Origin of the sequence: Thalassoroseus pseudoceratinae (assembly GCF_011634775.1) — a bacterium.
GTDB classification, from domain to species: domain Bacteria; phylum Planctomycetota; class Planctomycetia; order Planctomycetales; family Planctomycetaceae; genus Thalassoroseus; species Thalassoroseus pseudoceratinae.
Map to the genome: position 1 here is coordinate 860,789 of NZ_JAALXT010000001.1, position 22,701 is coordinate 883,489.

At 55.3% G+C, this 22,701-nt stretch carries 20 protein-coding genes; 13 read left to right on the plus strand and 7 right to left on the minus strand.

Going from position 1 to position 22,701, the window contains the following annotated elements:
* Positions 1-70 precede the first annotated feature (70 nt).
* The 5 genes from G6R38_RS03145 to G6R38_RS03165 all read left to right on the plus strand — a co-directional run bounded on the left by G6R38_RS03145 (position 71) and on the right by G6R38_RS03165 (position 3,748).
* Positions 71-721, plus strand: a complete 651-nt coding sequence (locus G6R38_RS03145) for a GntR family transcriptional regulator (RefSeq protein WP_166820211.1) — start codon at positions 71-73, stop codon at positions 719-721.
* A 240-nt stretch (positions 722-961) separates the two neighbouring features.
* Positions 962-1,996, plus strand: coding sequence for a sugar phosphate isomerase/epimerase family protein (locus G6R38_RS03150; protein ID WP_166820212.1), 1,035 nt, complete (start codon positions 962-964; stop codon positions 1,994-1,996).
* A 44-nt stretch (positions 1,997-2,040) separates the two neighbouring features.
* Positions 2,041-2,679 (plus strand): hypothetical protein, encoded by a 639-nt coding sequence (locus G6R38_RS03155; RefSeq protein WP_166820213.1) that lies wholly within the window; start codon positions 2,041-2,043, stop codon positions 2,677-2,679.
* A gap of 23 nt (positions 2,680-2,702) precedes the next feature.
* The gene (locus G6R38_RS03160) at positions 2,703-2,957 is read left to right on the plus strand and encodes a hypothetical protein (protein ID WP_166819647.1); all 255 of its coding nucleotides are present in this window, start codon (positions 2,703-2,705) and stop codon (positions 2,955-2,957) included.
* 29 nt (positions 2,958-2,986) lie between these two features.
* A complete protein-coding gene (locus tag G6R38_RS03165) occupies positions 2,987-3,748 on the plus strand; it encodes a class I SAM-dependent methyltransferase (protein ID WP_166820214.1) in 762 nt (253 codons plus the stop codon).
* 110 nt (positions 3,749-3,858) lie between these two features.
* Here the strand turns inward: G6R38_RS03165 and G6R38_RS03170 are convergent, their stop codons facing one another.
* Complete coding sequence (locus G6R38_RS03170; RefSeq protein WP_166820215.1) at positions 3,859-4,362, minus strand: 3-hydroxyacyl-ACP dehydratase FabZ family protein; 504 nt, start codon at positions 4,360-4,362, stop codon at positions 3,859-3,861.
* A 163-nt stretch (positions 4,363-4,525) separates the two neighbouring features.
* Complete coding sequence (locus G6R38_RS03175; protein ID WP_166820216.1) at positions 4,526-5,434, minus strand: hypothetical protein; 909 nt, start codon at positions 5,432-5,434, stop codon at positions 4,526-4,528.
* A 283-nt stretch (positions 5,435-5,717) separates the two neighbouring features.
* Between G6R38_RS03175 and G6R38_RS03180 the strand changes: the two genes are divergently transcribed.
* The 6 genes from G6R38_RS03180 (at position 5,718) to G6R38_RS03205 (ending at position 11,742) form a co-directional block, all read left to right on the plus strand.
* On the plus strand, positions 5,718-7,037 hold the full coding sequence (locus G6R38_RS03180; RefSeq protein WP_240928048.1) for a hypothetical protein: 1,320 nt from the start codon (positions 5,718-5,720) through the stop codon (positions 7,035-7,037).
* 156 nt (positions 7,038-7,193) lie between these two features.
* A complete protein-coding gene (locus G6R38_RS03185) occupies positions 7,194-7,979 on the plus strand; it encodes a hypothetical protein (RefSeq protein ID WP_166820217.1) in 786 nt (261 codons plus the stop codon).
* A gap of 52 nt (positions 7,980-8,031) precedes the next feature.
* Complete coding sequence (locus G6R38_RS03190; RefSeq protein ID WP_166820218.1) at positions 8,032-9,435, plus strand: hypothetical protein; 1,404 nt, start codon at positions 8,032-8,034, stop codon at positions 9,433-9,435.
* 116 nt (positions 9,436-9,551) lie between these two features.
* Complete coding sequence (locus G6R38_RS03195; RefSeq protein WP_166820219.1) at positions 9,552-10,040, plus strand: hypothetical protein; 489 nt, start codon at positions 9,552-9,554, stop codon at positions 10,038-10,040.
* A gap of 118 nt (positions 10,041-10,158) precedes the next feature.
* Positions 10,159-10,488: an STAS domain-containing protein gene (locus G6R38_RS03200; RefSeq protein WP_166820220.1), complete on the plus strand. Its 330-nt coding sequence runs from the start codon at positions 10,159-10,161 to the stop codon at positions 10,486-10,488.
* A 72-nt stretch (positions 10,489-10,560) separates the two neighbouring features.
* Entirely contained in the window at positions 10,561-11,742 is a 1,182-nt protein-coding gene (locus G6R38_RS03205; RefSeq protein WP_166820221.1) for a serine hydrolase domain-containing protein, read from the plus strand.
* 56 nt (positions 11,743-11,798) lie between these two features.
* Here the strand turns inward: G6R38_RS03205 and G6R38_RS03210 are convergent, their stop codons facing one another.
* From G6R38_RS03210 to G6R38_RS03220, 3 genes are all read right to left on the minus strand, one after another.
* Positions 11,799-12,818: a Gfo/Idh/MocA family protein gene (locus G6R38_RS03210; protein ID WP_166820222.1), complete on the minus strand. Its 1,020-nt coding sequence runs from the start codon at positions 12,816-12,818 to the stop codon at positions 11,799-11,801.
* Between the two features lie 112 nt (positions 12,819-12,930).
* The gene (locus G6R38_RS03215) at positions 12,931-15,465 is read right to left on the minus strand and encodes an AAA family ATPase (RefSeq protein WP_166820223.1); all 2,535 of its coding nucleotides are present in this window, start codon (positions 15,463-15,465) and stop codon (positions 12,931-12,933) included.
* Positions 15,446-16,117 (minus strand): CPBP family intramembrane glutamic endopeptidase, encoded by a 672-nt coding sequence (locus G6R38_RS03220; RefSeq protein WP_206028441.1) that lies wholly within the window; start codon positions 16,115-16,117, stop codon positions 15,446-15,448. Before G6R38_RS03220 ends, G6R38_RS03215 begins: the two co-directional genes overlap by 20 nt.
* 179 nt (positions 16,118-16,296) lie before the next feature.
* On the opposite strand from G6R38_RS03220, the gene G6R38_RS03225 reads away from it, so the two are divergent.
* Together G6R38_RS03225 and G6R38_RS03230 are read left to right on the plus strand one after the other, a co-directional pair.
* On the plus strand, positions 16,297-16,770 hold the full coding sequence (locus G6R38_RS03225; RefSeq protein WP_166820225.1) for a universal stress protein: 474 nt from the start codon (positions 16,297-16,299) through the stop codon (positions 16,768-16,770).
* A 96-nt stretch (positions 16,771-16,866) separates the two neighbouring features.
* Positions 16,867-20,118, plus strand: coding sequence for a hypothetical protein (locus G6R38_RS03230; RefSeq protein WP_166820226.1), 3,252 nt, complete (start codon positions 16,867-16,869; stop codon positions 20,116-20,118).
* Between the two features lie 105 nt (positions 20,119-20,223).
* On the opposite strand, the gene murB is transcribed toward G6R38_RS03230, so the two are convergent.
* On the minus strand, positions 20,224-21,117 hold the full coding sequence (murB, locus tag G6R38_RS03235; RefSeq protein WP_206028442.1) for a UDP-N-acetylmuramate dehydrogenase: 894 nt from the start codon (positions 21,115-21,117) through the stop codon (positions 20,224-20,226).
* Complete coding sequence (gene murC / locus G6R38_RS03240) at positions 21,059-22,675, minus strand: UDP-N-acetylmuramate--L-alanine ligase (RefSeq protein ID WP_166820227.1); 1,617 nt, start codon at positions 22,673-22,675, stop codon at positions 21,059-21,061. Before murC ends, murB begins: the two co-directional genes overlap by 59 nt.
* Between the last annotated feature and the right edge of the window lie 26 nt (positions 22,676-22,701).

The following is a 22,701-nucleotide window of genomic DNA, read 5'->3' on the forward strand; positions in this document are numbered from 1 at the left end:
AAATCCCCATGCGATTGCTGTCAACTACCAATTTTCTACGAAATCTTCGACGACCCAAGATCTCACGACCATGACTGCATCCGATGACGCTTCTCTCGTTGATGACGTGTACCATCAAATTCTGTTACGAATCGTCCACCAGGACCTACCGGGAGGGACCGAGTTGAAGTCAACTCGGTTGGCTGCCGATATGGGTGTGAGCCGCACGCCTGTCGTTCAGGCATTGGGGCGATTGGCGGCCGATGGCATTGTGATGCAGCAGCGGAATCACCGGGCCGTCGTCCGTGAGAACGCGGAGAACTGGCTGGTCGAACTGCACGAATTGCGGTTGTTGCTCGAACCCGCGGCGGCGGCACGAGCGGCGACTCGCATTCCGGATTCCGTGCTCGAAGAACTGGAAGAACTCGCCAACGCGATCAGCCCGGATGACGATCCCAGCTGGATGCAGAAATCCCGCGAGTTCGATTATGCAATTCACCACGCGGTCGCGGAGTACGCCGACAACCTCCCGCTTTGTGAAGCGATTCGCAAATGTTGGAGCTTCAAACGCCTCTCATACGATGCCGGTCAAGACACGGAAGAAACACTCCGCAACGGCTACGTTGACCATCTACACATTCTGAAGGCGTTCCGTCTTCGCAATCCCGACATGGCTGAAGCGGCCATGCGTTGGCACTTGCAACATGCCGCCAGTTGGGGAGCGGGAAGCCGGATCGTTTAAGGGCTGTTTCCCGAAATCATTTTCGGGGCCGACAGAAACTCGGCGGACACGAGAATTCGGAACGCTCTTGTCGCCAGTCAAAACATGGCCAATACCGCGTGGCAATTTTTTTCAGTCCCACAACGACACGAACACCTCACACGAAGTTGCATTTCAACTTCCTACCCTTGAATCTCTGGACGTCGCGTTCAAGAATGGCCGGAGATTTCTCAAACTGAACAACGAAAAGGCAAACAATCCATGTCGTCCCGTCCGCAAGTCATCCTCAGTGCTTTCGCCGATGAAGCTGCCAATCACAAGACCGCGATCGAGCAATTCGTCGCGCTCTCCGCGATTGGGTTGAGTTACTACAGCCCACGTTTTCTCGACGTTCACGGCAACGGCGAAGTCAAGCACGTTGTGGAATTAAACGACGATGACCTGACCACACTCAAGACGCTCCACGATGAATTCGGGATGAAAGTCACGAGCATCGGCTCACGAATCGGCAAGGTCAAACTACTGGATCAAGAAGATGGTTCGCACAACAAATTTGTGCCGTTCCAAGAATATCTCGATGGTGAAGTGGCCGCGACGATTCGTGTGGCGGTCGCACTCGAAACCAAGCTGATTCGCGGTTTTTCCTTCTATCACCCACAAGGAGATGACCCAGCGAAGTATCTCGACAAGGCCACTGAACAACTGACGGAGATTGTCAATCGGTGTGCCAGCGAGGGGTTGATCTACGGGTTGGAAATCGAGCCAAACCTCATCGGTGAAACCGGACAACTCCTCGAGGAACTCCACAAGCGAGTCAACCACGACAACATGGTTTTGATCTTCGACGGCGGGAACGTGGCCGCTCAAGACAAAAACCCGCTGACTTGCTACGACGAATACACCGCGATGCGAGACGGCTTGGGTTGGATGCACATCAAAGACTACGCTCGTGATCCTGGTCACACTTGGATGGGTGATCGGGATGCTTCGGTGATCAACGAAGACAAGCTCAAGAACTTCGTCCCCGCTAACATCGGCGATTCCGGTCACGAAATGGTGCTGCGGGATCTGAAACGTCACTTGCCCGCCCTTACGGAACGCATGCAGAAACTTGGTGTGCCGGGTTTCTTCTTGGAAGTCGAACCGCACTTGAAAGGCGGCGGACAATTCGGCGGATTCAGCGGACCAGACGGCACCGGCGTCGCCGTTCGTGCCCTGTGTGAAGTGCTCGATTATGTCGGCATTGACTACAAACTGCGTGACTTCGATGACATCCGCGCAGCTCGCGGGTTTTGATCGGAACGGTTAGATTGCCTTCGTACGCTGCAAGGGAACACAGAATGGCCGGTTATTTTCTCTATACGCTCGACCATAATGTGTTCAGCGATTTGACCATGAACCCCACCCGGGAACATGGTCAAATCTTCGTGGACTATCTGTTCGCGGAGTTCGAAGATCTCAAGGAAGAATTTGAAGCCGAGGATAGCGTTTGGCCTTCGGACAAAGACGCCTTGATTGCGAAGATTGTCGAACGGCTCGCGTCGCCGGACTGGTACTCCGATTTGAGTTACGAAGATGCCTGCATCTGGGACACAATCATCGGCTTGCTTGATGACGAACCCGGCGAACAACTTGGCATCGACTTTCAATGTTCGGATTACGAAAGCATCTATTGGGACTGTGCCGATATCGCAGCGGAACAAGGCGCGACGATGATGGCGGAACCGAAATTCGGCAACGCTGGCTTTCGATACTTCGGGAAGCCGGAATCTGATTGGAATCCGTTTCCGATGTACTCGTTCTATTTGCCAGAGAAATCTCGGGAATTGCTGGCTCAACTGAAACAGGTCGAACCGCACTTTCGGTCGCTTTCTCAAGATGAAGGCGAGCCCGGCGAGCAATTCTTTAAAGGTTTGTTACCGGTCGTGGAATCGGTGGTGGAAAAGAACCGCGTCTTGTGGGTTCAAACCGACACATGATCGACGCAACGTCGGAGCAATTGATGAGTGAATTTAATTTCGCAGCGGTTCAAGAGTTGATCCAATGTCCGGCTTCCGGCGCGGCGTTGCTGACGACCGGTGATGCACTCATCAGCACCGATCCCGAACAGCGTTTGCGTTATGCCATCGTGAACGGCATCCCCAACCTCATTGTCGAGGATGCCGAATCGATGCCGCTTGCCGACTGGCAAGACTTCATGCGACAATCCCATCGCGACCCGGAATCGGGTCAGCTACTCGACAGCAATGCGAGTTGACCGACAGCATAGTTCCAAGGAGTACCGCAATGCGATTCCGTCATTTCCTGGCAATTACCGGATGTTCCTTGGCGTTCCTTGTCGGTCCAGAATTGGTCGCCGCGGACGAAAAGCCAACGGAATCCGCCAGTGAATCGCGGTATGAAACGCGATTGCGTCACGACCCGAACGGCATTGGGAAGTTCTACATGGGTCGCGAAATTGCCCGTGTGATGGGGTGGCAAGCGGCTCCGTGGTTGGAACGGCCGGAACGCGAGAAGGAAGAGAAACTCTCGTCGCTGGTGAAGTCACTCGAAATCAAACCAGGAATGACGGTCGCGGATATCGGTGCGGGAAGCGGTGTCATCTCAGCCATGATGGCCAAAGCGGTCGGTGAAAACGGCACCGTATTGGCCGTCGATATTCAGGATGAGATGCTTAGTCTACTCGACAAGAAAATGAAAGCTCGTGGCATCATGAATGTGACGCCCGTGCTAGGAACCGAGAAGGATCCGAATCTCAAGCCAAACACTGTCGACTTGGCGTTCATGGTCGACGTGTACCATGAATTCGCGTTCCCTTACGAGATGACAGCCAAACTTGCGAAGGCTCTCAAACCGGGTGGGCGATTGGTGTGGGTCGAGTACCGCAAGGAAGATCCGAAGGTGCGGCGGATGATCAAACTCGTCCACACCATGACCGAGGCCCAAGTCAAGAAGGAAGCCTCGCAGCCGGAATTTGGTCTCAAATGGAAAGAGACAATCGACGTTTTGCCCGTTCAACACATCATTGTGTTCGAGAAAAAGAAATAGAATCTCGTGAACCGGGCAAATGAGGAGTCCGCTGCGACGGTATGTTGCTGGAACGATTTCGTGATGATTCCGAAATCGTTCCAACTCAACGCGTCAAGCTGAGGTACCAATCACTTCGGAAGTTCGTGATTCCGCTCGATCGGCACACCGATCATGCTGCCGCTGAAGACCATTTTGTCTTCAACCCAGCCTTGGAAATCGAATTCCGATCGGCGACCTTTGCGGATTTTTGTCACGCGGCAAATGATGTCCAATCGGCATCCGGGAAAGACTGGCTGACGGAAACGCACGTTATCCATCCCGCCGAAGCCGAGGTAGTCGCCGCCGAGCAAATCGTGTTTCCGCGCGTAGTAACCCGCCAACTGAGCGGCACATTCGCAGAGAATGACGCCGGGCATCAATGGAAAGCCGGGCATGTGCCCAGTCACCCAGAATTCTTCCTTGGTGACTTCCTTGTAGCCGATGATGCAGCGTTCTTCCAAGTCAATGTGCACGACGGCGGAAAGCTGTTCCATCTCGTGTCGTTGCGGATTGACACGACGGACTTCCTGCAAGTCGTACATCGGCTTGCTGAAATCCAGTTTGGAAAGATCGTAAAGTGGAGGAGGGGGCATAGTCTCACACTCCAAAGCTGTCGAGCGAATCAATGGTGGTTTGGGGTAATTGGCGAAGACGAAATGTGTATCCGTCGCAAGACGGCTTCGTCAGACTTGGAGAGTGTAATCGTGCCAGTCTTTCGCCGCAACGATTCCGGATGAACCCGACGAATTTACTAAGTCATTGACCCGATGGGCCGTTCCGGAGCATTTCAATGTACTGGTTGGTCACTTCTTTCGGGAAGATTCCTTCGGGCGCTTCATAACGAAAGAGTTCCGCCTGTTGAGCCAGATCATCCGCACTGAGCCAGGCGATGTCGTTGAAATCGAGCGTCACCAGCGGAAGGAGGATTTTGTCCTCGCCGCTTTCCTTCAGATAACGAATGCGTCGGGGGAACAAGGTGGAGTCGAGATAAATCCGCACCTTCTGTGGCAAATGCTGTGGCAACTGCTTCGCCGTGAGCGGATTCGCTTTAAACTTGGCCTGATACTGTTCGTTCCAACTGCCTTCGAGAACTTGGAACCGTTCCCCGTCGATGACTTCTTCAGTCGGTTCGGTGAAAACCATGTTGCGTTCGAGACTGGCCAGCAACCCCGCGACGCCACCGACTCCCAACTCAACAATAATCCGGTTCTGACCAATCGCCCCTGACCGTGTCGCCGCGTTGAGAATCTGTTGCACATCCCGCCGAGTGAGACGAATTTCATCATCGAGTTGTTGTTCGGTGTTGACGATGTCGCCATCGCAGACTTGCAACAGCCGAGCTTTCATTCCTGCGGCTTCGAATTCGATCTGCATTCGCATTTTCAAATTCGGACCTTGCACAAAAAAACCCTCGGCATCGACTTGCCGACCACCGACTGTAATCGTCTCGTGAATTTTCGCCCGATACGGTTGATTGAGCAGCTTCTTTCGAGATCGCTCGAGCAGCGACGCTTGCTGGGATTGTTCGGCTTCCGAACTCTGGTCGGCCGTTTCGTTTTCTTGGGCCTGGATCCTCCAAACGGTTCCCAAGACACATGCCAATCCCATCGCAAACGCAAAAACAGGCAATTTACGAAACCTAGGGCAGGAATCAAGTATTTTCATGGTCTGTCGATTCTACCAGTCGAGCGGAAATGACGGGTTTTATCAAAGATTCAGCTGGTCAGAGTCCGAAAGAATAGATGCGTCGAGTCGTCGCGGAAAGCATTCAGCGGCGGAACGCTCGGATTCACTTTCATCACCGCTGAGTATTGTAGCGGGAATTGGCAGTGTGGGTCGAGCCGACTTGGCGAGTGAACAGCAACGGAATTCTGCCTAAGTGACATGGGGTCGCTTGGAGAAGTGAGGGAAGGTGCGAGGGCGACCTATCAAGTGATAGGAAGTCAACGTGAGTCCAAACCGCTTCCGGCGTTGGCCATCGGCCTTCACGCTAGGGACAGCCAGAGGGGTGACGATGAAATACTACTTTTTGGGTCTCGGCGTTCTTGTAGCCGTCTGCGTCGGTTGCGCCGGGGATGGCTCAAGCAACGTGTCTAACATGTTCGACAAGGGAGAGTACGCAGCACCTCCCGCAGCGATGATGATGCGTCCCGGCCCTGGTGTGGATGGCCCGGGACCGGGTGTTTTGAACTGGCCGGTTCCTGCACCGGCTGCACCAGTGCAACGGACGACGCAAGTTCGATTCGTGTCTCCGCAAGCGATGCGAGTGGGCTGGCAAGTTGGCAATCGATTCGCCGAGAATCAAATTGTCGTGCCTGGCCGGTACAACTTCCTCCAAGGGAGCACCTTCCGCCTGAAACTCACCGGCATGCCGGAACGAGAAGGCGAAACGTTGTACCCGACGTTGCAAGTCTATCCTGGTCAGCCGCAAACCGATGCCTACCTGACACACAACAGCATTCCGATCGAGTTGACCATCGACGACTTGGATCAAGTCGCTGCCGGCAACTTCGTGACGAAAGTCATCTACCTGCCGGATCCCAAGTTCCAAGACTTGGCCATCGGCGACGTGGAAACCTTGGTCTCCACACGATTGGCTCCTGGTGTTGATCCGGTTGTCGAAGCCGACAAACGAGGAACCATCATGGCCGTCTTGCGAGTTGGTAACTTCGACTACGAAATGCCGACCGCGTTCGGAACGCCACAAGCTCCGGGCCCGCAAGGTATGCAAGGGTTGCCTGCCCAAGGCAATTCGGAAGCTGGCCCGTCGTTGTCCGCTCCTGGTGGTGACTTGACGACTATGAACTATGACGGCGAAGTTCAACAGGTCCAGTTCCAAAAAGGTGGAACGGCTCCGAAGTTCGTTCCGCCAACACCGATCGACACCATGAACCCCGGTTCCGGTGGCTTTGGTGTGCCAGGTGCAACGATTGTCGGTGGTCCGCGTGTTCCACCGGGCATGCCACCAATGCACCCGATCGCAGGTATGGGACCGATTCAACCATGGGGTCAACCTTACACCGGCACGCCGATCGGTCTTCCAGGACCGGCGCACTTGCCACTCGGTGGTAACCCAACGTTGCAATCGCACACGGTCATCAACAACTCGAAGAACGATCTGCCGAAAGGTGTGAGAGACTTCAGCCTCGTCGTCAAACACGAGCCAGGTTTCCGATTGCCTCCGCCAGTTTCGCAAGTCGAGTACACCGAGAAACATCCGATGTACCAAAACGGCGAAACCTCTTGGCCCCGTTGGTCACAACGATAGACCAACACTCGCCGAGTGGAACGCTCCCAAACGACCGGTTTGATTCGGTCGAGACGTAATGGCATCGTCAAACCCCAAATTCGGAGCGGTGATCTCGTTCACGAGGTTCCGCTCCGTTTTGTCTTCAATCGTGCGACACGGCGTAGGAGATTTGGCGTGAGATTCATTGTGAAACAAGCCACGAAACAACGCCATTTCGGTGATCCTGGGAACCGCCGAGTCATCCGATCGCGGATGGTCATGCTCGGTCTGGGCTTCGCATGGTTGTGTGGACTGCCGTTTGCCGCAAATGCTCAAACAACGCGACCAGCTCGATTCATCGGCGATCGTCCGTTGTACCAACCATTGCACGCTCGCATGCCACCTGGGCAAGCGGCGTACATGAAAAACTTCGGCGAACGACCGCAATGCCCGTACTATCAGGCATTCCAGGTCAAATTGCCGAGTGAAGGGCAAGTCACCGTTTATCACAGCGGCGTGCAAACGATTCCGCTGAATGGCACAACGCAAGCGGGCTTGCTGGTCGGCCATGTCTACCGATTGCAAATCAAAGACATGCCGGAACTGGCTGGGATGGAATTGTATCCCACGATCGAGGTTCTCGATCGACTACATCCGCCGCCCGGTCGCGAAACCGCGTACCCCGTGCCGGTGGAATTCAGTCTCGATGAACTCGAAGCCGCCGCTGCAGGCGGATTGGTCACGAAAGTCGTGTACCTCGAACAACCAGACCTGGCCAGCCCGAAAGCTCAAACGGACCGTATCCCCACCGCAACGTTGCACTCACGTGCCAACGTATTGGCGGAGGCGGATCGTGTCGGGCGACCGCTGGCGATTGTGCGACTCGGAAGTCGATTGCCCGTCAATCCGGCCGCCGATTCTGACTTCTACGGCACCGGTGCTCCGGCAATTCCCATGCGTGGCGCGAAGAATCCGCAGTAGAACAACTGTGATCGATCGACTGGACACTGAATTCGAATTCGAGAGGTTCGACATGCTGACCACCGTTTTCCGTTCCGAGCGATCGCGGTTTGTCGCCAGCATCATAAGCATGGGATGTCTGTGTTTGCTCAGCGCCTGTGCCATGCCAGGCGGATCGAGCAACGAGCGTGACCCATTCTTGTCGACGAATCCGGCCGGAAAATCGGAACAATCCGATTCGATGGCGTCCGCTCAGGTGGTCAAGGGAATCGCGCTCAAGAAAACCAATGAAGTCACGTCGGTGGACGGTCCCAATGCGTCTCCGTTGGGCGGTGTGTGGGCGAATCCCACGGACACCCGAATCGTAGACTCCACTGTCACTGCAACGAGCACTGCCGAAGGTGCTGAAGATGCAGGAACCGTCGTGCTGGCTCAGTCGACGGAACAGCCCGCAGCACCAACCGTGCAACGCTACTCACAAGACGCCCGAGTTCCCCTCGCTGGCGTTGGTGGTGCCTTCTGTCCGCCATGTGAGGGGCCGATGGTGTGTGCCCCATCGTGCGAGTCACGAATCTACAAGGATGAATACCTCTGCGACGGTGGTGATCGCGGTTATCCGATCCACTATGACGACTATAATCGCCAAGGCTTGGAAACCGAGGACACGATCGCGGAATACGTTGATACCTCCGGTGAATTTCAGGTGAAAGCTAGCAACCGTGTGTGCGTGTATGCTCCACGGTTTGCCGCGATGCGGACGATTGATACTCCCGTCACGGACATCGGTTTCGCTGGTGTGGCCAGTGCCGACCGAGCCACTCGCACCGGCGGACTGCTCGCCAACACCGGCTTCCACACGCAAACGCAACAGACTCCCGCGATCGGCGTCAACATGCGAACCAAAGCAAGTGGCGTGGATGTTCCCGTCGGTTCGGGTGACTTGGATCAGAACATCAATCTCGGCGAATACTCTCGCTACCGCAGCGGACACCAAGAGATTTCGTTCCTCGCCAGCGGCATCCTGAACGAGACGGAATCCGCTTGGCTTGCGAAACGAATCCAAGCCGCCGTCGAGTGGTCGCAAGTCCAGTTCCCGCAAATCACGGGACGCACTCAAGCCGCTCAACAAGTGCACGCCGAGTTCAAACCCGAAGAGATGGTGGGAGTCGAAGACGAAGGAAACGGCGAACTTCGCATCGTCAAAATGGCCGATCGACAAGAGGCATTGCCGGGCGACGTCATCACGTTTACACTCCGCTACGACAACATCGGCGATGGTCGTTTGTACCACATTCGCATCGTCGACAACCTCACACCGCGATTGGAATTGGTTGAAAACTCGGAAACCAGCGATCGTGGTGGCCGTATCTTCTACGAAGACAACTCCGAAGGCAGCTTGGTCTTAATCTTCGAACTCGACGAAGTTCTGCCTCCCAAAACTGGTGGCGTCGTGACCTTCAAAGCACGTGTCCGCTGAGATCAACCGATCCTTCTGGAAAGTCGTCGATAGGACGACTTTCCAGTTTTCCATCGGACCGAATCGTTCATTTCTCAAGGTGCGGGCCACTCACCTTCTGTTGACGGAGTCCGTCGATGACTGTGAATTGGTTCTCTCGATCTTCCAAACAATTGTTGACCGTCCTCACAATCGGGGGAGTTCTGCTAACGTCCTCATGCGGAACAATTCTTCATCCGGAACGCCGGGGTCAACCCGCTGGTCGGCTTGATCCTAAGATTGTCGCATTGGACGCCGTCGGCATGCTGTTCTTTTTTGTCCCAGGTGTGATCGCGTTCGCGGTCGATTTCTCGAATGGGACAATCTACCTGCCCCCCGAGGGTTACGGCGAAAATGCCGCCGACAGCACCGATGAACCCGTCTGCGTGAAGGTCGATCCTACAGATTTAAACCAAGAACGCATTGAGCAGATCGTTCAAACGCATACTGATCAAAACATTTCATTAGCCGCCGGTTCCTACCAAGTTCAGCCAATTGACTCGGTTGATGCGGTTGAATTCGATCAACCCACGATCCCGACAGAAAGCCGGGCATCGTATGTTGTTTTTCGGGGACAATCGAACTAAGTTGATACGCAAATTGATGACAGTGTGTCCCGAAATTCTGCTTGCTTTTGCCGGATGATTCATGCACAGTAGAGTGGTTCCCCCACTCTCATTTCATCACCATCCGAGATCCATCGGAATGACAACTTTCACCCCCAAAACATTCCAGATTTACCAAGCGGGCGAACTCACCGTTGTTGGCTTCGAGGCCAAGACGAGTCTTCATCAAATTGACTTGGCTCTCTGCCGTGAAGAACTCGCGAAGCTTGTCGAGGAAAACCAAACCCGATTCCTTGCCTTCGACCTCACCAACATCCGTGTTTTTCCAAGTGGAATGTTGGGGTTATTAGCCTCGCTTCGTCGGCTCGATGTGGAAGTGCATTTGTACAACGCTTCGTCGGATATCGTCGAGGTGCTCGAGATCACCGGCCTGAAGCGGTTTATGCAGTTGCACCAAGTTTCTCTCTGAGCAACTTCGGGCGATTAAAATCAAACAACCAATCGTTTTGACAACTCGACATGCGAAGGCGATAATCACCGCATGTCCAAACGATCGACCAGCAACCGCCCGCCAATTTCCGACCCGAATCCTCCGGACGTTCTCGATCCCGATTTGCGGATCGACCCGGATCGCTGGAACAGCATCAAAGATCTGGCCAGCCGATGGACCGAGTCCGATGAAATTCCCGCGATCGCCATTTGTGTCGGACGGGGTGATCGTTCGACCGGCGTTCAACCGTTCGGACGATTGCAGTTGGACTCAACCGATTCACCGCTTCGACCAGACAGCATCTTTCTGGTTGCCTCACTGACAAAACCATTGGTCGCCATGGCGGCCTTACGGTTGGTCGAACAGGGCAAACTCTGTCTGAATGACCGGGTTACATCTCTGATCCCAAAGTTCAAAGGACCGCAGCGGTACAGTGTGACCCTACGACACCTGCTGACACACACGTCCGGCCTTCCAGACCAACTCTCCGACAATCGCGAACTGCGTGCGAACCAAACACCATTGCGTGGATTCGTCGAAAAGACCTGTCAGGTCAAACTCACGTTTCCTCCGGGTCGTGGTGTGCAGTATCAGAGCATGGGGTATTTGCTGCTTGGTGAAATCATTGAACAGGTTTCAGGACAGACCTGCGCGGAGTTCCTGCGTGACGAATTTTTTCGTCCGCTGGCGATGCACGATACCGCGTTGGGAGCCCCGGACGACTGGTACTCCAGCGATTCTCCCAAGATCGAACGACTCGCAGAGATTCGAATTCCCGACGATCGCAGTGACCCCAGTTGGAATTGGAACAGCCGCTATTGGCAGACGCTCGGTGCCCCGTGGGGCGGACTGCTCACAACAGCCGGTGACTTGGGCAAATACTGCCGAATGATGCTCGCCCACGGACACTACCGCGGACACCAAGTGATCAGTCGGGCCAGCATCGACCGAGCGACACGAAATCAATTGGAATCCCTTCGCGATGTTCCCGAAGACGATCGCCGTTGCAAACCATGGGGGTTTGGCTGGCGCTTGAACTGGCCCGCACATAGTGCCAACTTCGGCGATTTGACTAGTCCGCGTGCCTTCGGCCATTGGGGAGCAACCGGCACCCTTATGTGGATGGATCCGGAGCGTGACCTCTGGGCGGTCATTCTCACGACACAACCCCAGGAGCCGCACGGAACTTACTTGGCACGGCTCTCGAACATGATCGCAGCCGCGTTTCTGTAACGCACACGAGTGGGCGTGTCGAACACGCTGTGTCACGGCCGAACGGTAAGATCACGTCAACTGGTCGCAGCTTCCGGGTTCAATTCGACAACTGCTCCCGACTGAGCCGAGCGATCGAGGGCGTCACACACCTGCTGCACTTTGACCGCAAATTCTGCCCACTCCGGTTCGAGAATCCCCGATTGCACGATGTTCGAGAATTTTCTGATCATGCAGACTTCTTGAATCGGCGGATCGGAAACAATCTGTGTCGCCTCTCCGGTGCTGTCGTGAACCCAGAATCGTGGTTTCTCGGGCTTCCAGGGGCGGGTAAAGTCATCGCAGACCAAGGAACCTTCCGTACCGGCGACTTCTAACCACCGTCGCATCACGGTATCGAATCCGCAGTCGAAGCTCGCGGATCGCTCGTCGTCGTACCACATCTGACCACAAAAATGCATGTCGACATCTCCATGCATCCGTGCCTGCCCCCAGACTCGTGTCGGGAGATCACCAAACGCCCACAGCGTGGCTCCGACACAATACCACCCGAGATCGAGCAAACTTCCGCCGCCGTATTTCCGTTCGAGTCGGAATTCGTTTTGCGGAATTTCCGGCCAACAGAACGAGAACGCGGACGTCACTCGGCGAAGAGTCCCCAGTTGATCATCAGTCAGCACCACAGCCATATCATTCGCACGCGGATGATGTCGCCACATCACACCATCCATAAGCTGCACATTGTGGGACCGGCAAGCATCTCGCATCTCCGCCGCCTCGGACGGATCGAGCGCCAACGGTTTTTCACAAAGAACATGCTTGCCCGCTTCGGCGGCGCGAATGGTCCACTCACGGTGCATCGACGGCGGTAGCGGAATGTAGACGGCGTCAATATCGTCGGCTGCGAGTAGTGCTTCGTACGACCCGTAGCTTACCTGTGCTTCGTGACCGTCCGCCCACAAGCTGGCTCGTTCCGCATCACGACTGGCGACCGCGAGCAGCTCGGCATTATTTGCTTCATGAATCGCGGCCGCTACTTTCGTCGCGATTCGAGCAGTTCCCAAAATGCCCCAACGGACACATGTTGAATTCGACATCCTGATCTCCCTCGAGCAGTTGACTCTTGATCGTAGCGGGTTCTATCGCTTGGAAGCCAGGAAACAAAGGTCTCTGACAAGTTTTCCTCCCTTGCGATACTCCGTGTTGTTACTAAGGGGTCTGAGTTTGCAGATGCGGACCGATGACCGATTCCGCATTCCCCGCCACATCCGCTGGTGTTCCCGTCGCAATGACACGTCCGCCGTCGGCCCCGGAACCTGGTCCCAACTCAATGATGTGATCCACTCGACGTAGCAAACTTGGATTTTGCTCGACCATAATTACGGTATGACCGACATCAAGTAAACCTCGCAGACAATCCACCAAGCGGTCGATATCATGCAGATGCAAACCGAGTGTGGCCTCTTCGAGCAGGAACAAAGTGCGAGTTTTCACACCGCCGGTGAACGCACTGGCCAGTTTGAGCCGTTGGGCCTCCCCGCCCGACAACGTGTGCAACGGTTGTCCCAAGCAGAGATAGTCCAAACCGACTTCGCGTAACGGCCCCAATCGTTTGGCCACTTTCGGATGAGTGCGAAAAAAGGCGAACGCTTCGCTCGCGGACAACTCCAAAACCTCGGCGATGTTCAACCCTCGATAAGTCGCATCCAAGATTTCTGGTCGGTACCGTGTGCCATGACATTCGTCGCACACGACCTGCAACTCTGGCAAGAACTGCAAATCGACGGTGATTTCCCCACGTCCTTGGCATGTCGGACAGCGACCGCCCCCCGAAGTGTTGAAGCTGAACTGTTTCGCCGTCCATTCCCGCAATTTGGCTTCCGTCGTTTCCGCGAAGATTTTACGGATGTCCGCAAAGACCTTCAGATACGTGCTGACATTACTTCGTGGCGATTGTCCTAACGGCGACTGATCCGCCAAGACCACATCGTGCAGATGTTCGAAGGCAGTCAGTTCACCACAGTCCGGGATGATCTCAGTGTCTTTGCCGAGGGCTCGACTGACTGCAGGGAATAGAGTTTCGAGAACCAACGAGCTTTTGCCACTCCCGCCGACTCCTGTAACCGCTGTCAACGCATTGAGCGGGAATTCTACGTCGATCGACTGTAAGTTGTGTCGTCGGGCGTCGGTGAGACACAACTTCGAAGCCGATGGATTTGGTGATTCGTCATTAAGTTTTGGTGTTGCGTTCAGCACTGCACCGGTCGTGGATTCCTTCGACTGCGTTGCCTCGATTGATGAGCCGCTCCACACGACTTCGCCACCATTGGGACCGGCCCCGGGACCAAGTTCAATGATGTGATCAGCGGCGGCGAAGAACGCGGGTTGATGCTCCACGACCAACACGGAGTTTCCCAGTTTCACCAATCGCTGAATAAGTTCGATCAGGCGGTGCGTTTCTTCAGGATGCAAACCGGCTGATGGTTCATCAAGCACATACAACGCATTCACCAATGGCGTTCCTAACATCGCCGCGAGTGCAGCCCGTCGAGCTTCGCCGGTGGACAGGGAATTTGCCGAGCGATCGAGCGTGAGGTAATCCAATCCCGCTTCGATCAGAAAGCCAATTCGGTCGCGGATCGCCTGCATCGGCTCGCTGAGAATTTGATGTTCCCGCTCCGTCCAAACACTCTCGATCGCCGCCAATTCATCGGGAAGTTCCCGAATGGCGCGGCTGTAGAGATCGGCAATTGTACGATCAGCCAACGTAACGGCGAGTGCCGCCGCCTGCAATCGTTTTCCATCACACGAAGGGCAGGGCAGCACAGGCCCATCGGCTTGCCGCTTTTTCAGGTTGGTAACACCCGTCCCGTGACAAACCGGACAAGCCCCCAATCGCGACCGATGGCTCAACAATCGGGGCTCCAACTCGGGTCGCAACGTGTCGCACGCTCGGCAACGCAATTCATTCCGAAACCGCGCGTGAAACCAGTCGCGACCATCGATCAGTCGCCGTGTTAGGTCACCGTGCTCGGCATCTGACGCAAGTATAATCTCACAGCATCCGTCGCCACTCCGAAAAGCTGTTTCGAGGCTGTCTCGCACACGCTCATCGCTGGCTTTGCCGACCGCAAGTCGATCGACAATGACGATCACATCATCCGCAGATTCCGGCGAAGTTGTATCGAGCGAATGAACGGTCTCACCGCTCAGAACTCGCGTAAAACCGTCCTGTTTCAGCGACTCGAAAACCGACTCATCGGTCTGTGAGTTCACAAGAGGAAAACCGATCATGTACCGCGTTTGAGGTTCGCAGTTCGCCAACCAACTCTGCACCGTATCGACCGTGGCTTGCTCGACCGCAACGCCGCAATTCGGACAGTGGGGCTTTCCGCTTGTCGCGAAGATCAATTGCAGGTAATGGGAAATCTCCGTTAATGTGGCGAGCGTGTCGCGACGGTCGATCGAATCCCGTGTTTGTTGGAGAGCGACCGTGGGCGGCAGTGGCCCGATGAATTCTGCGTCAGGCCGATTGGGCCGTTCCAACCGTCGTCGCAGATGCGGTGCGAACGCTTCCGTGAATCGACGGCGTCCCTCCGAAGCAATGGTGTCGAACGCCAAGCTACTTTTGCCGGAACCGCTCACGCCGGTGATCACGACGAACTTCCCGAGTGGAATTTCGAGCGAAACTGACTTCAAGTTGTGGACGCGAACGCCTTGGAGTTCAAGAGTTCCCGTTGGCATCGTCATCCACCTGTATGGTTTGATGATTCGATTCGGTACTCGGCTGCGGTGTTCGGCCGACGCATCTCGCGATGTACATCAAGACAACAAAATCGTACAAAGCGTGAACGATGATCGGCACGAGCAAATTTCTCTCGCCGGTCACATCTAATAGAAAACTGAAATAACATCCCGCGATCGCCGCCAAAACGACGTACCAAGGTGTGACGGCGTGCATCAATCCGAATATGAGGTTGGTCGTCAACCAGACTGCCGGTTGCGGCCATCCCCAATGTTCCACTTGGGTTTGCAATACGCCCCGGAAGACCAATTCCTCTCCCCAGCCGGCGAGGATCGAAATCAACAAAATATCGTACCAACGCATTTGGCGAAGAATCGGGCCGAAGGTATTCCACAGGAAGTCTTGGACATCCCGTAACCCACCGACCGGGAAACGATCAATCACTCCGTAGACCAACAACAAAGGAATCGTCCACGACACACCGGCGAGAACCGCCATCGACGTCCACTCAATACGGATCTCGTCCCACAAGCCGGTGAAGAAAGCCAGTCCGGCTCCCAAGACGACCAATCCACCTTCGACGAAGAGCGCATTTTTGAGGAATTGAACCCGATTCATGATGCAAAGTAGCGTATCGAATTCCCCAGCCATTTCGTATGCTGGCCGACGCACATTTTCGAGAGGCTACCATGCAAACTCAAAGAGCCGATTGAAAATCATTTCCGCGTCGCGATATGATAGGGTCGGAAAACGAAGTAAAATTTGGCTCGCAGACGATGCTACCAATATTTTCAATCGCACCGCCCCGCGTTCGACAGGGATGAGCAACGATGATCCGCCTCGATCGAATTTTGGTTCCCGTTGATTTCAGTGAGTGTTCGACATCCGCCCAAAAGTACGGCGTGGCACTTGCGGAACGTTTCGGTGCGGAAATTCACCTGATCCACGTTCTGCAAGATTTGGTCGCGTTGTCGCCGGAACCGGGATTGACGTTTCCTCCGCCGGGTGAATATCTGCAAGAACTCAAAGAAAGTGCGGACCGAAGCTTGGCCCGTTTGCCGTCCGCCGACGATGGCAATGCCACGGAACAACCGATCGTCCGTGAGGTGATTCATGGCACTCCGTTTCTGGAAATTATCCGGTATGCGAAGACGCACGATATTGATTTGATCGTGCTGGGAACGCATGGGCGGGGCGGATTGGCGCATGCTCTGCTAGGAAGTGTCGCGGAAAAAGTTGTCCGCAAAGCTGGCTGCCCCGTCTTGACCATTCGCCCGGAAGGCCATCAATTCGTCATGCCTTAGCAGCGTCGGAATTGATCGCGAAGCCGAGTTTTTCTTTTACGAATATTCTGCGGGCTGCCCGTCCGCTTCGATGACTTTCAGCAAAGTGACAGCCCGGTGACATATCCCTCCGATCAGGAGTCAACCCCCGCGCAGGATGCCGAGGATTCTCACAATTCGACCAACGAGTCTTCGGCGGCGTGCGATTCGGAACCGGATCGCCCGTCTGAGGAACTCGAAAGTGGACTTCCCGAAGTCGAGGAATTAACTCCGGAAATCGTGGAAGAACAAGCGTGGCGAAATGACGTCATGCTGCGTCTGGCGGTCGTGTTGCTTGCGTTTCTGTTTGGCTTCAGCGCCATCGACGAAAGTGCAACGCTCGTTCATATCCGCTCGGGAGAATACACCTTTGAACACGGTGGATTGCCTCCTCGCACCGACGTGCTGTCCTACACAGCGGAAGGGCAAAACTGGATCAATCGGAATTGGCTGTTTGACGTCGTTCTGGCCGGCGTGCATCAGATTTCCCCGTTAGCTCTAACGGTCGTGAAAGCGTTGATTGCAGCCGGAGCGTTCTGGTTGTTGATCCGCGTTCGAATCAAAGATGTGCCGACCTGGTGGGGATCAGTCTGCGCGATTTTGGCTTTAGTCGCGTGTTTGCCGCTCCTGACAGCCCAACCGGAGTTGATCACACTACTCGGCACGGTCGTCCTATTGTGGCTGTTGAATCGCTGGCAAGACGAACGGACGGGAACGGTTATCGCCTTGCCCATTCTGTTTCTCGTCTGGGCGAACCTCGATCCTCGGATGTTCTTGGGTTTGGCGTTGCTGGTCGTTTTCTCTTTGGGGGAGACCATTCAACGACTGATCCGTCAACGAGAGGATTCGCCGTCGCTGGTGACACTGTGGATCGCTGTTGCGGGGTCCCTCATCGCGAGCATTGTCCACCCGTTCGGTTGGCAGACACTGTTGGCCCCCGTCGATCTGTATTCGATCGTCTATCCGACATTACGGGATGCGCTCTCGGTCATTACCTTGAACGGCCAAGAGGTCGCAGCGTCAATCGGCGATGAAACCTACTGGACACCAATTTCACCCGCCGCGATTGCCGGTGTGACCGTCCTCGGACTCGCGATTGTGACGCTGTTACTCAATTGGCGGAATTTTCGCATCAGCCATTTACTTTTGATTCTCGTAGCGGGCGGTGCCGCTGCAGTTGCCCGGCATGAACTGGGTTTCGCTGCAATTGTCGCCGCCGCGGTGGGAACGCTTAACGCACAACAGTGGTACATCGAAAACTTCCGCTCAGAGTATTCGACCGAACTCCGCGAGCGTTTGTTCTCCGTCGGTGGCCGTGCCGTCACGGCGTTGGCATTTATGATGCTCGCATTGGCATTTTTGCTTGGGCGACTCGATTTCGGGCGTCGCGCTGGTATCGGGTTTTCGGCTCAACTGCGTCAAGACATGCGAAGTGTGCTTGAGGACACCAAAGACATTCCTCAAGAACATCACGGCCTCAATGTTTCGTATCGTGACGGGGACTTACTCATTTGGAGTGGTCATAAACCGTTCATTGATAGTCGGCTGGAGCTTTTTGGGAATATTACTGCGGCACCGTCGACGACCGATGCGAAACAGCCGGACGCAAAAGAAGAAAAACCTGCGGCGTCGGACGAGAGCTCACAGAGCCTGTTGAACTCGCATCAGCGGATGTTTGCTGGTCTCGACGCCGCGATTCGTGGCACGGCTGATGATGACCTATCGGGACAGACATGGATTGACGGTTTGAAACAGTGGCACGTGACCCACTTCTACTCGCCGTTTCTCCAACCACGCCCGACCTACGAATACTATGCCGCACTGATTGGACGGCGGCAGCCTTGGGTTTTGACGAGGCTCGGTACTGCGTACGCAATCTTGTATCGCACTGATGTTCGTGATGAATCGAACGGCACCGATCTGAAGCTACAGAAATTCATTGTCGAGCATCTGCCAAACCCCGGCACTGAAGTTTACAAGGCTGAGGTGGAAACACCACCAGCACCGCTGCTGGAATGGCCCAAGCCGCAACCGTGGCTCACTCAGCAGTTGTACGGTCCGCCGATCGCGCCGGACGCGACACAACGTGCCAAGAACTACAACATCCATCTGGGTGCGTTGGTGACGGACCCGATTTCAACGATGACATTCGCGCACATTATCATCCGTGAGGCCCGTCGCGGTCTTGCGGAAGACCCGTCCGCCATCGACAGCTACCGGCTCCTGGCCGATGGGTACACGCGACTGGGAATCGCAGAGGAACAGTTCAATGGTCAATTCATTCAGCGAGGACTCCCCCGAACGCGGCGGTATCTCCAAGCCATCTCCGCATGTCATCAAGCATTGTCCCTGAATCCCGATGATCGACAGATGCGTCAATTGCTGATGACGCAATACGAGATGAACAACCGGCCGGACCTACTGCTTCGGCAACTGGACTGGTTTCTTGATCACTGGGAGTCAGATACGAGTGACAACAAAACGGCCGAATCACGACGAAGAGTGATCGAAGAACAACGCGACAAAGTTGCCGATCGCGTGAAGATGATTCGCTCAGAAATCGACAAACTCGTGACCCAAGGCGCCCCCATGCTACAAGTCGCGGGTACGGCTTACCAGCAAGGTGGTTGCGTGGAGATGGCGATCGGGCTGCTCGACTCGCAATCTGAATCAAGCGAAACGGGTCAACCGCCGCTCAACGAGATGTTCCTGCGAATTCAACTCTACCTTGAATCAGGACGCATCCCCGAAGCGCTGGAACTCGTCCGGTTTTCTCAAGACAGAATCGCGGAAGCCGGATCGAATTCGCAGAGCCTTCCCTGGCAGCAATGGATCGCGTACCTCGATCTCAGTATGTATCGGAACGAAGAAGCTGCAATTCTCTTGAGCAACGAAGCCAATCGCATCGTGAAATCGTCGCTACGAAATTTGCTGGCCACTCTTCCGCTTGCCACTCGTCCGGTGGAACCGTTTCCGTGGTTCATGCAGGTTCAGGACGACTGGGTTTTGGCTCATGCTCTGCTGGCGGATCAAGTAGGCTCTCAAACCGGCCCACGTGCGGCCCGGTTGTCCATTGATGCCGGGATGACGTACCTCGAACTCGGACGTTCGAAGAAAGCCGGTGAGATGTTCCGACAGGCGTTGGAAATTCACCCGGAGACGACGTATCGCCCACTGATGGCGTTCTACATCGGCCAAATCACCGGCAATCCGGTCCGGCTGATGCCCCCATCAATGGAAATCCCAATTTGGAACGGAATGTTTGCGGAAGGTCCGGCAGTGTCCGAAACTTCACCGCAACCGGCCAAGGCTGAGAAACCAGCGAACTGAATCCGAGCAGGTGGGGAACCTGGAAAGTCACGGCTCAATGAACTGTGGTTTTCCGGCCTCGATTGAATGCTCGGCTCTAAGATGAGAGCCGAGCTGCCCGCTCTATCACCACACTTGGATTTCGAGTTCCAATTCGACCCCGAATTGTTCAGTCACCTTGGATCGAGCGAGATCGATCAGTCGCAAGACATCGTCGGAGCTAGCGTCTTCATGGGTGACAATAAAATTCGCGTGTCGATCGCTAATCTCCGCCCCACCAACTCGTGTGCCCTTGAGCCCAGCTTGTTCCATGAGTGTTCCCGCACTCAGGCCGCGGGGATTTTTGAAGATGCAGCCCGCGCTTTGGAATGAAAGCGGTTGGCTGGATTTCTTCATGATCCACAGTTTTCGCATTCGCTGGGTGATCTCATCGGGATCGTCCTGCGTCAATGCGAACGTGGCTTCCAGAATCACCAGTTCATTGATGGAACTCTGTCGGTACGCGAAGGAAAGTTCATCTTCCTTGCGTGTCGAAACGGTGCCATCGGTGGTCAGAACTGTCACGGACTGTACGAATTGCCCGATGTCACCGTTACGTCCGCCGGCGTTCCCACGCAAGGCCCCGCCCACAGTGCCGGGAATTCCGGTCAACGTTTCCAGACCGGCCAAGCCCGCCTTCACGGTTTCGGAGATGAGATGCGACAACGTCAGCCCTGAACCGCAGCGGGCGGTTTCTCCGTCGATTTGCAGTTCAGCAAAGGACGGATGATCCAGCTGCAATACAACGCCGCTCACGCCATCGTCGCGAATGAGCAGGTTCGATCCCCCGCCAAGAACGCGGATCGGCACATCGTCTTCGCGGCAAAAGCGGACGATATCGACCAATTCATCCTGGCTGGTCGGACGGACCAAATACTGGGCCGGTCCGCCGACTTTCAGCCAGGTACGGGGTCCGAGTGGCTCATCCGGCTGCGTAATGCCGTTGAAGCGTTCGGGTAAGCTCGTGGTGGATCCGGTCAATGTTTCCCGCTCCCATCGTGATCAAAACGTCTCCAGGTCGGAGGTTATCGTCTAAAGTTCCGATGATGCGGTCAAGCGAACCGACGTACTCCGCTGGGCAAGAATTCTGAGTGATCTCATCAGCCAACGCCAACGCGACCCCTTCCGCAGACTCTGTGTTGCTTTCGCGAGCGGTGAAAATCGGTGCGATCAACGTTTCATCGGCATCCGCAAACGCCCGAGAAAAATCGGACATCAACGCCTTCGTGCGGCACATTTGATGCGGCTCAAAGACACAAATGACTCGCCGCTGACCGAACCGTTTGCGGGCGGTTTTCAAAGTCGCCTTCACCGCGGTCGGGTGATGAGCATAGTCGTCGATCAGCGTGACACCTTTCCACGAGCCTTGCGATTCAAACCGTCGTCGCAGTCCAGCAAAGTCCGCGAGTCCCTCACGAATGTCGCTCACCGACGCACCGGCATGATGGGCCACCGCGATCGCCGCCAAGGCATTGTCGACGTTGTGCAAACCCGGCAATCCCATGGTGATCTCGGCGAAGTACCATCCGTCGTGGAACACGCGGAACCGGTACCCATCTCCGTGCGGTTTGATGTCCGCCGCCCACCAATCGGCTCCCGATTGACGAGAAAACGTCGCGGTCTCGCACTTCGCTGATTCGGCAATTTCGCGAGATGCACGACATTCTTGATTGATCAGCAGGATGCCATCCGGAGCGACTCCCTGAGCAAATGCCCGATAGGCATCGTGGATGTCGTCTTCGTCTCGGTAATAATCGAGATGATCGGCTTCAATTCCCGTAATCACGGCGTATTGCGGTCGCAGATCGAGAAAGTTGCGTTGGTACTCGCAGCCTTCAGTGACAAACAAATCACCGTGACCAGCCCATCCACTCCGTCCGGGCAATGAACAATGAGCGTCCCGCAAAACTTCCGCACCGAAGACGGTTGTCGGTGAAAGTCCGGCGTATTGCAAAGCCGTTGCGGTCAACGCGGTCGTGGTGCTCTTGCCATGCGTTCCGGCGACGACAACACCCGTGCAGGAGCCCATCATCAGGCCCAACATCTCGCTGTAGGAAAGACACGAGACTCCCGACTGCTCGGCGTGCAATCGTTCCGGGTTTGTTTTCGGAACTGCGGCGCTGTAGACAACAACATCACAATCGTCCGGAATGGCGTCTTGCGAGTGCTCGGCATTCACTTGCCAACCACGTTGTCTCATGGAATGAAGGGCAGCGGAGGCTCCACCGGCATCGGAACCGGAGACGCTCCAGCCCAAGCCATGAGCCAACTCCGCCAACGCACGCATTCCGCTTCCGCAAATTCCGACAAAGTGGACCGCACGAATCGGATCGCCATTCGGCAATCGAAACTGGCGAACACGGCAAGCGGGGTGGCGGAGAATCGACGTGGCACTCATAGGCGGTTGGTCAACGTCCTTGGAGAAAGCGATTTCCGTCACCCGTGATGACGGCATCCAATCGTTCAAAGTGCGAGTTTGAACGAGCATCGATTCCAGATATCGGTTGGAAACCTCTGCAACCTTCATCGGTTGTGCCATACAATCTGATTGTGAAAAATTTACCG

What these genes read in the sequence shown, in the direction of transcription:
- G6R38_RS03145 (WP_166820211.1), top strand. Translation starts at nt 71, where the DNA reads ATGACTGCATCCGATGACGCTTCTCTCGTTGATGACGTGTACCATCAA.
- G6R38_RS03150 (WP_166820212.1), top strand. Translation starts at nt 962, where the DNA reads ATGTCGTCCCGTCCGCAAGTCATCCTCAGTGCTTTCGCCGATGAAGCT.
- G6R38_RS03155 (WP_166820213.1), top strand. Translation starts at nt 2,041, where the DNA reads ATGGCCGGTTATTTTCTCTATACGCTCGACCATAATGTGTTCAGCGAT.
- G6R38_RS03160 (WP_166819647.1), top strand. Translation starts at nt 2,703, where the DNA reads ATGAGTGAATTTAATTTCGCAGCGGTTCAAGAGTTGATCCAATGTCCG.
- G6R38_RS03165 (WP_166820214.1), top strand. Translation starts at nt 2,987, where the DNA reads ATGCGATTCCGTCATTTCCTGGCAATTACCGGATGTTCCTTGGCGTTC.
- G6R38_RS03170 (WP_166820215.1), bottom strand. Translation starts at nt 4,362, where the DNA reads ATGCCCCCTCCTCCACTTTACGATCTTTCCAAACTGGATTTCAGCAAG.
- G6R38_RS03175 (WP_166820216.1), bottom strand. Translation starts at nt 5,434, where the DNA reads ATGAAAATACTTGATTCCTGCCCTAGGTTTCGTAAATTGCCTGTTTTT.
- G6R38_RS03190 (WP_166820218.1), top strand. Translation starts at nt 8,032, where the DNA reads ATGCTGACCACCGTTTTCCGTTCCGAGCGATCGCGGTTTGTCGCCAGC.
- G6R38_RS03195 (WP_166820219.1), top strand. Translation starts at nt 9,552, where the DNA reads ATGACTGTGAATTGGTTCTCTCGATCTTCCAAACAATTGTTGACCGTC.
- G6R38_RS03200 (WP_166820220.1), top strand. Translation starts at nt 10,159, where the DNA reads ATGACAACTTTCACCCCCAAAACATTCCAGATTTACCAAGCGGGCGAA.
- G6R38_RS03205 (WP_166820221.1), top strand. Translation starts at nt 10,561, where the DNA reads ATGTCCAAACGATCGACCAGCAACCGCCCGCCAATTTCCGACCCGAAT.
- G6R38_RS03210 (WP_166820222.1), bottom strand. Translation starts at nt 12,818, where the DNA reads ATGTCGAATTCAACATGTGTCCGTTGGGGCATTTTGGGAACTGCTCGA.
- G6R38_RS03215 (WP_166820223.1), bottom strand. Translation starts at nt 15,465, where the DNA reads ATGCCAACGGGAACTCTTGAACTCCAAGGCGTTCGCGTCCACAACTTG.
- G6R38_RS03220 (WP_206028441.1), bottom strand. Translation starts at nt 16,117, where the DNA reads ATGGCTGGGGAATTCGATACGCTACTTTGCATCATGAATCGGGTTCAA.
- G6R38_RS03225 (WP_166820225.1), top strand. Translation starts at nt 16,297, where the DNA reads ATGATCCGCCTCGATCGAATTTTGGTTCCCGTTGATTTCAGTGAGTGT.
- murC (WP_166820227.1), bottom strand. Translation starts at nt 22,675, where the DNA reads ATGGCACAACCGATGAAGGTTGCAGAGGTTTCCAACCGATATCTGGAA.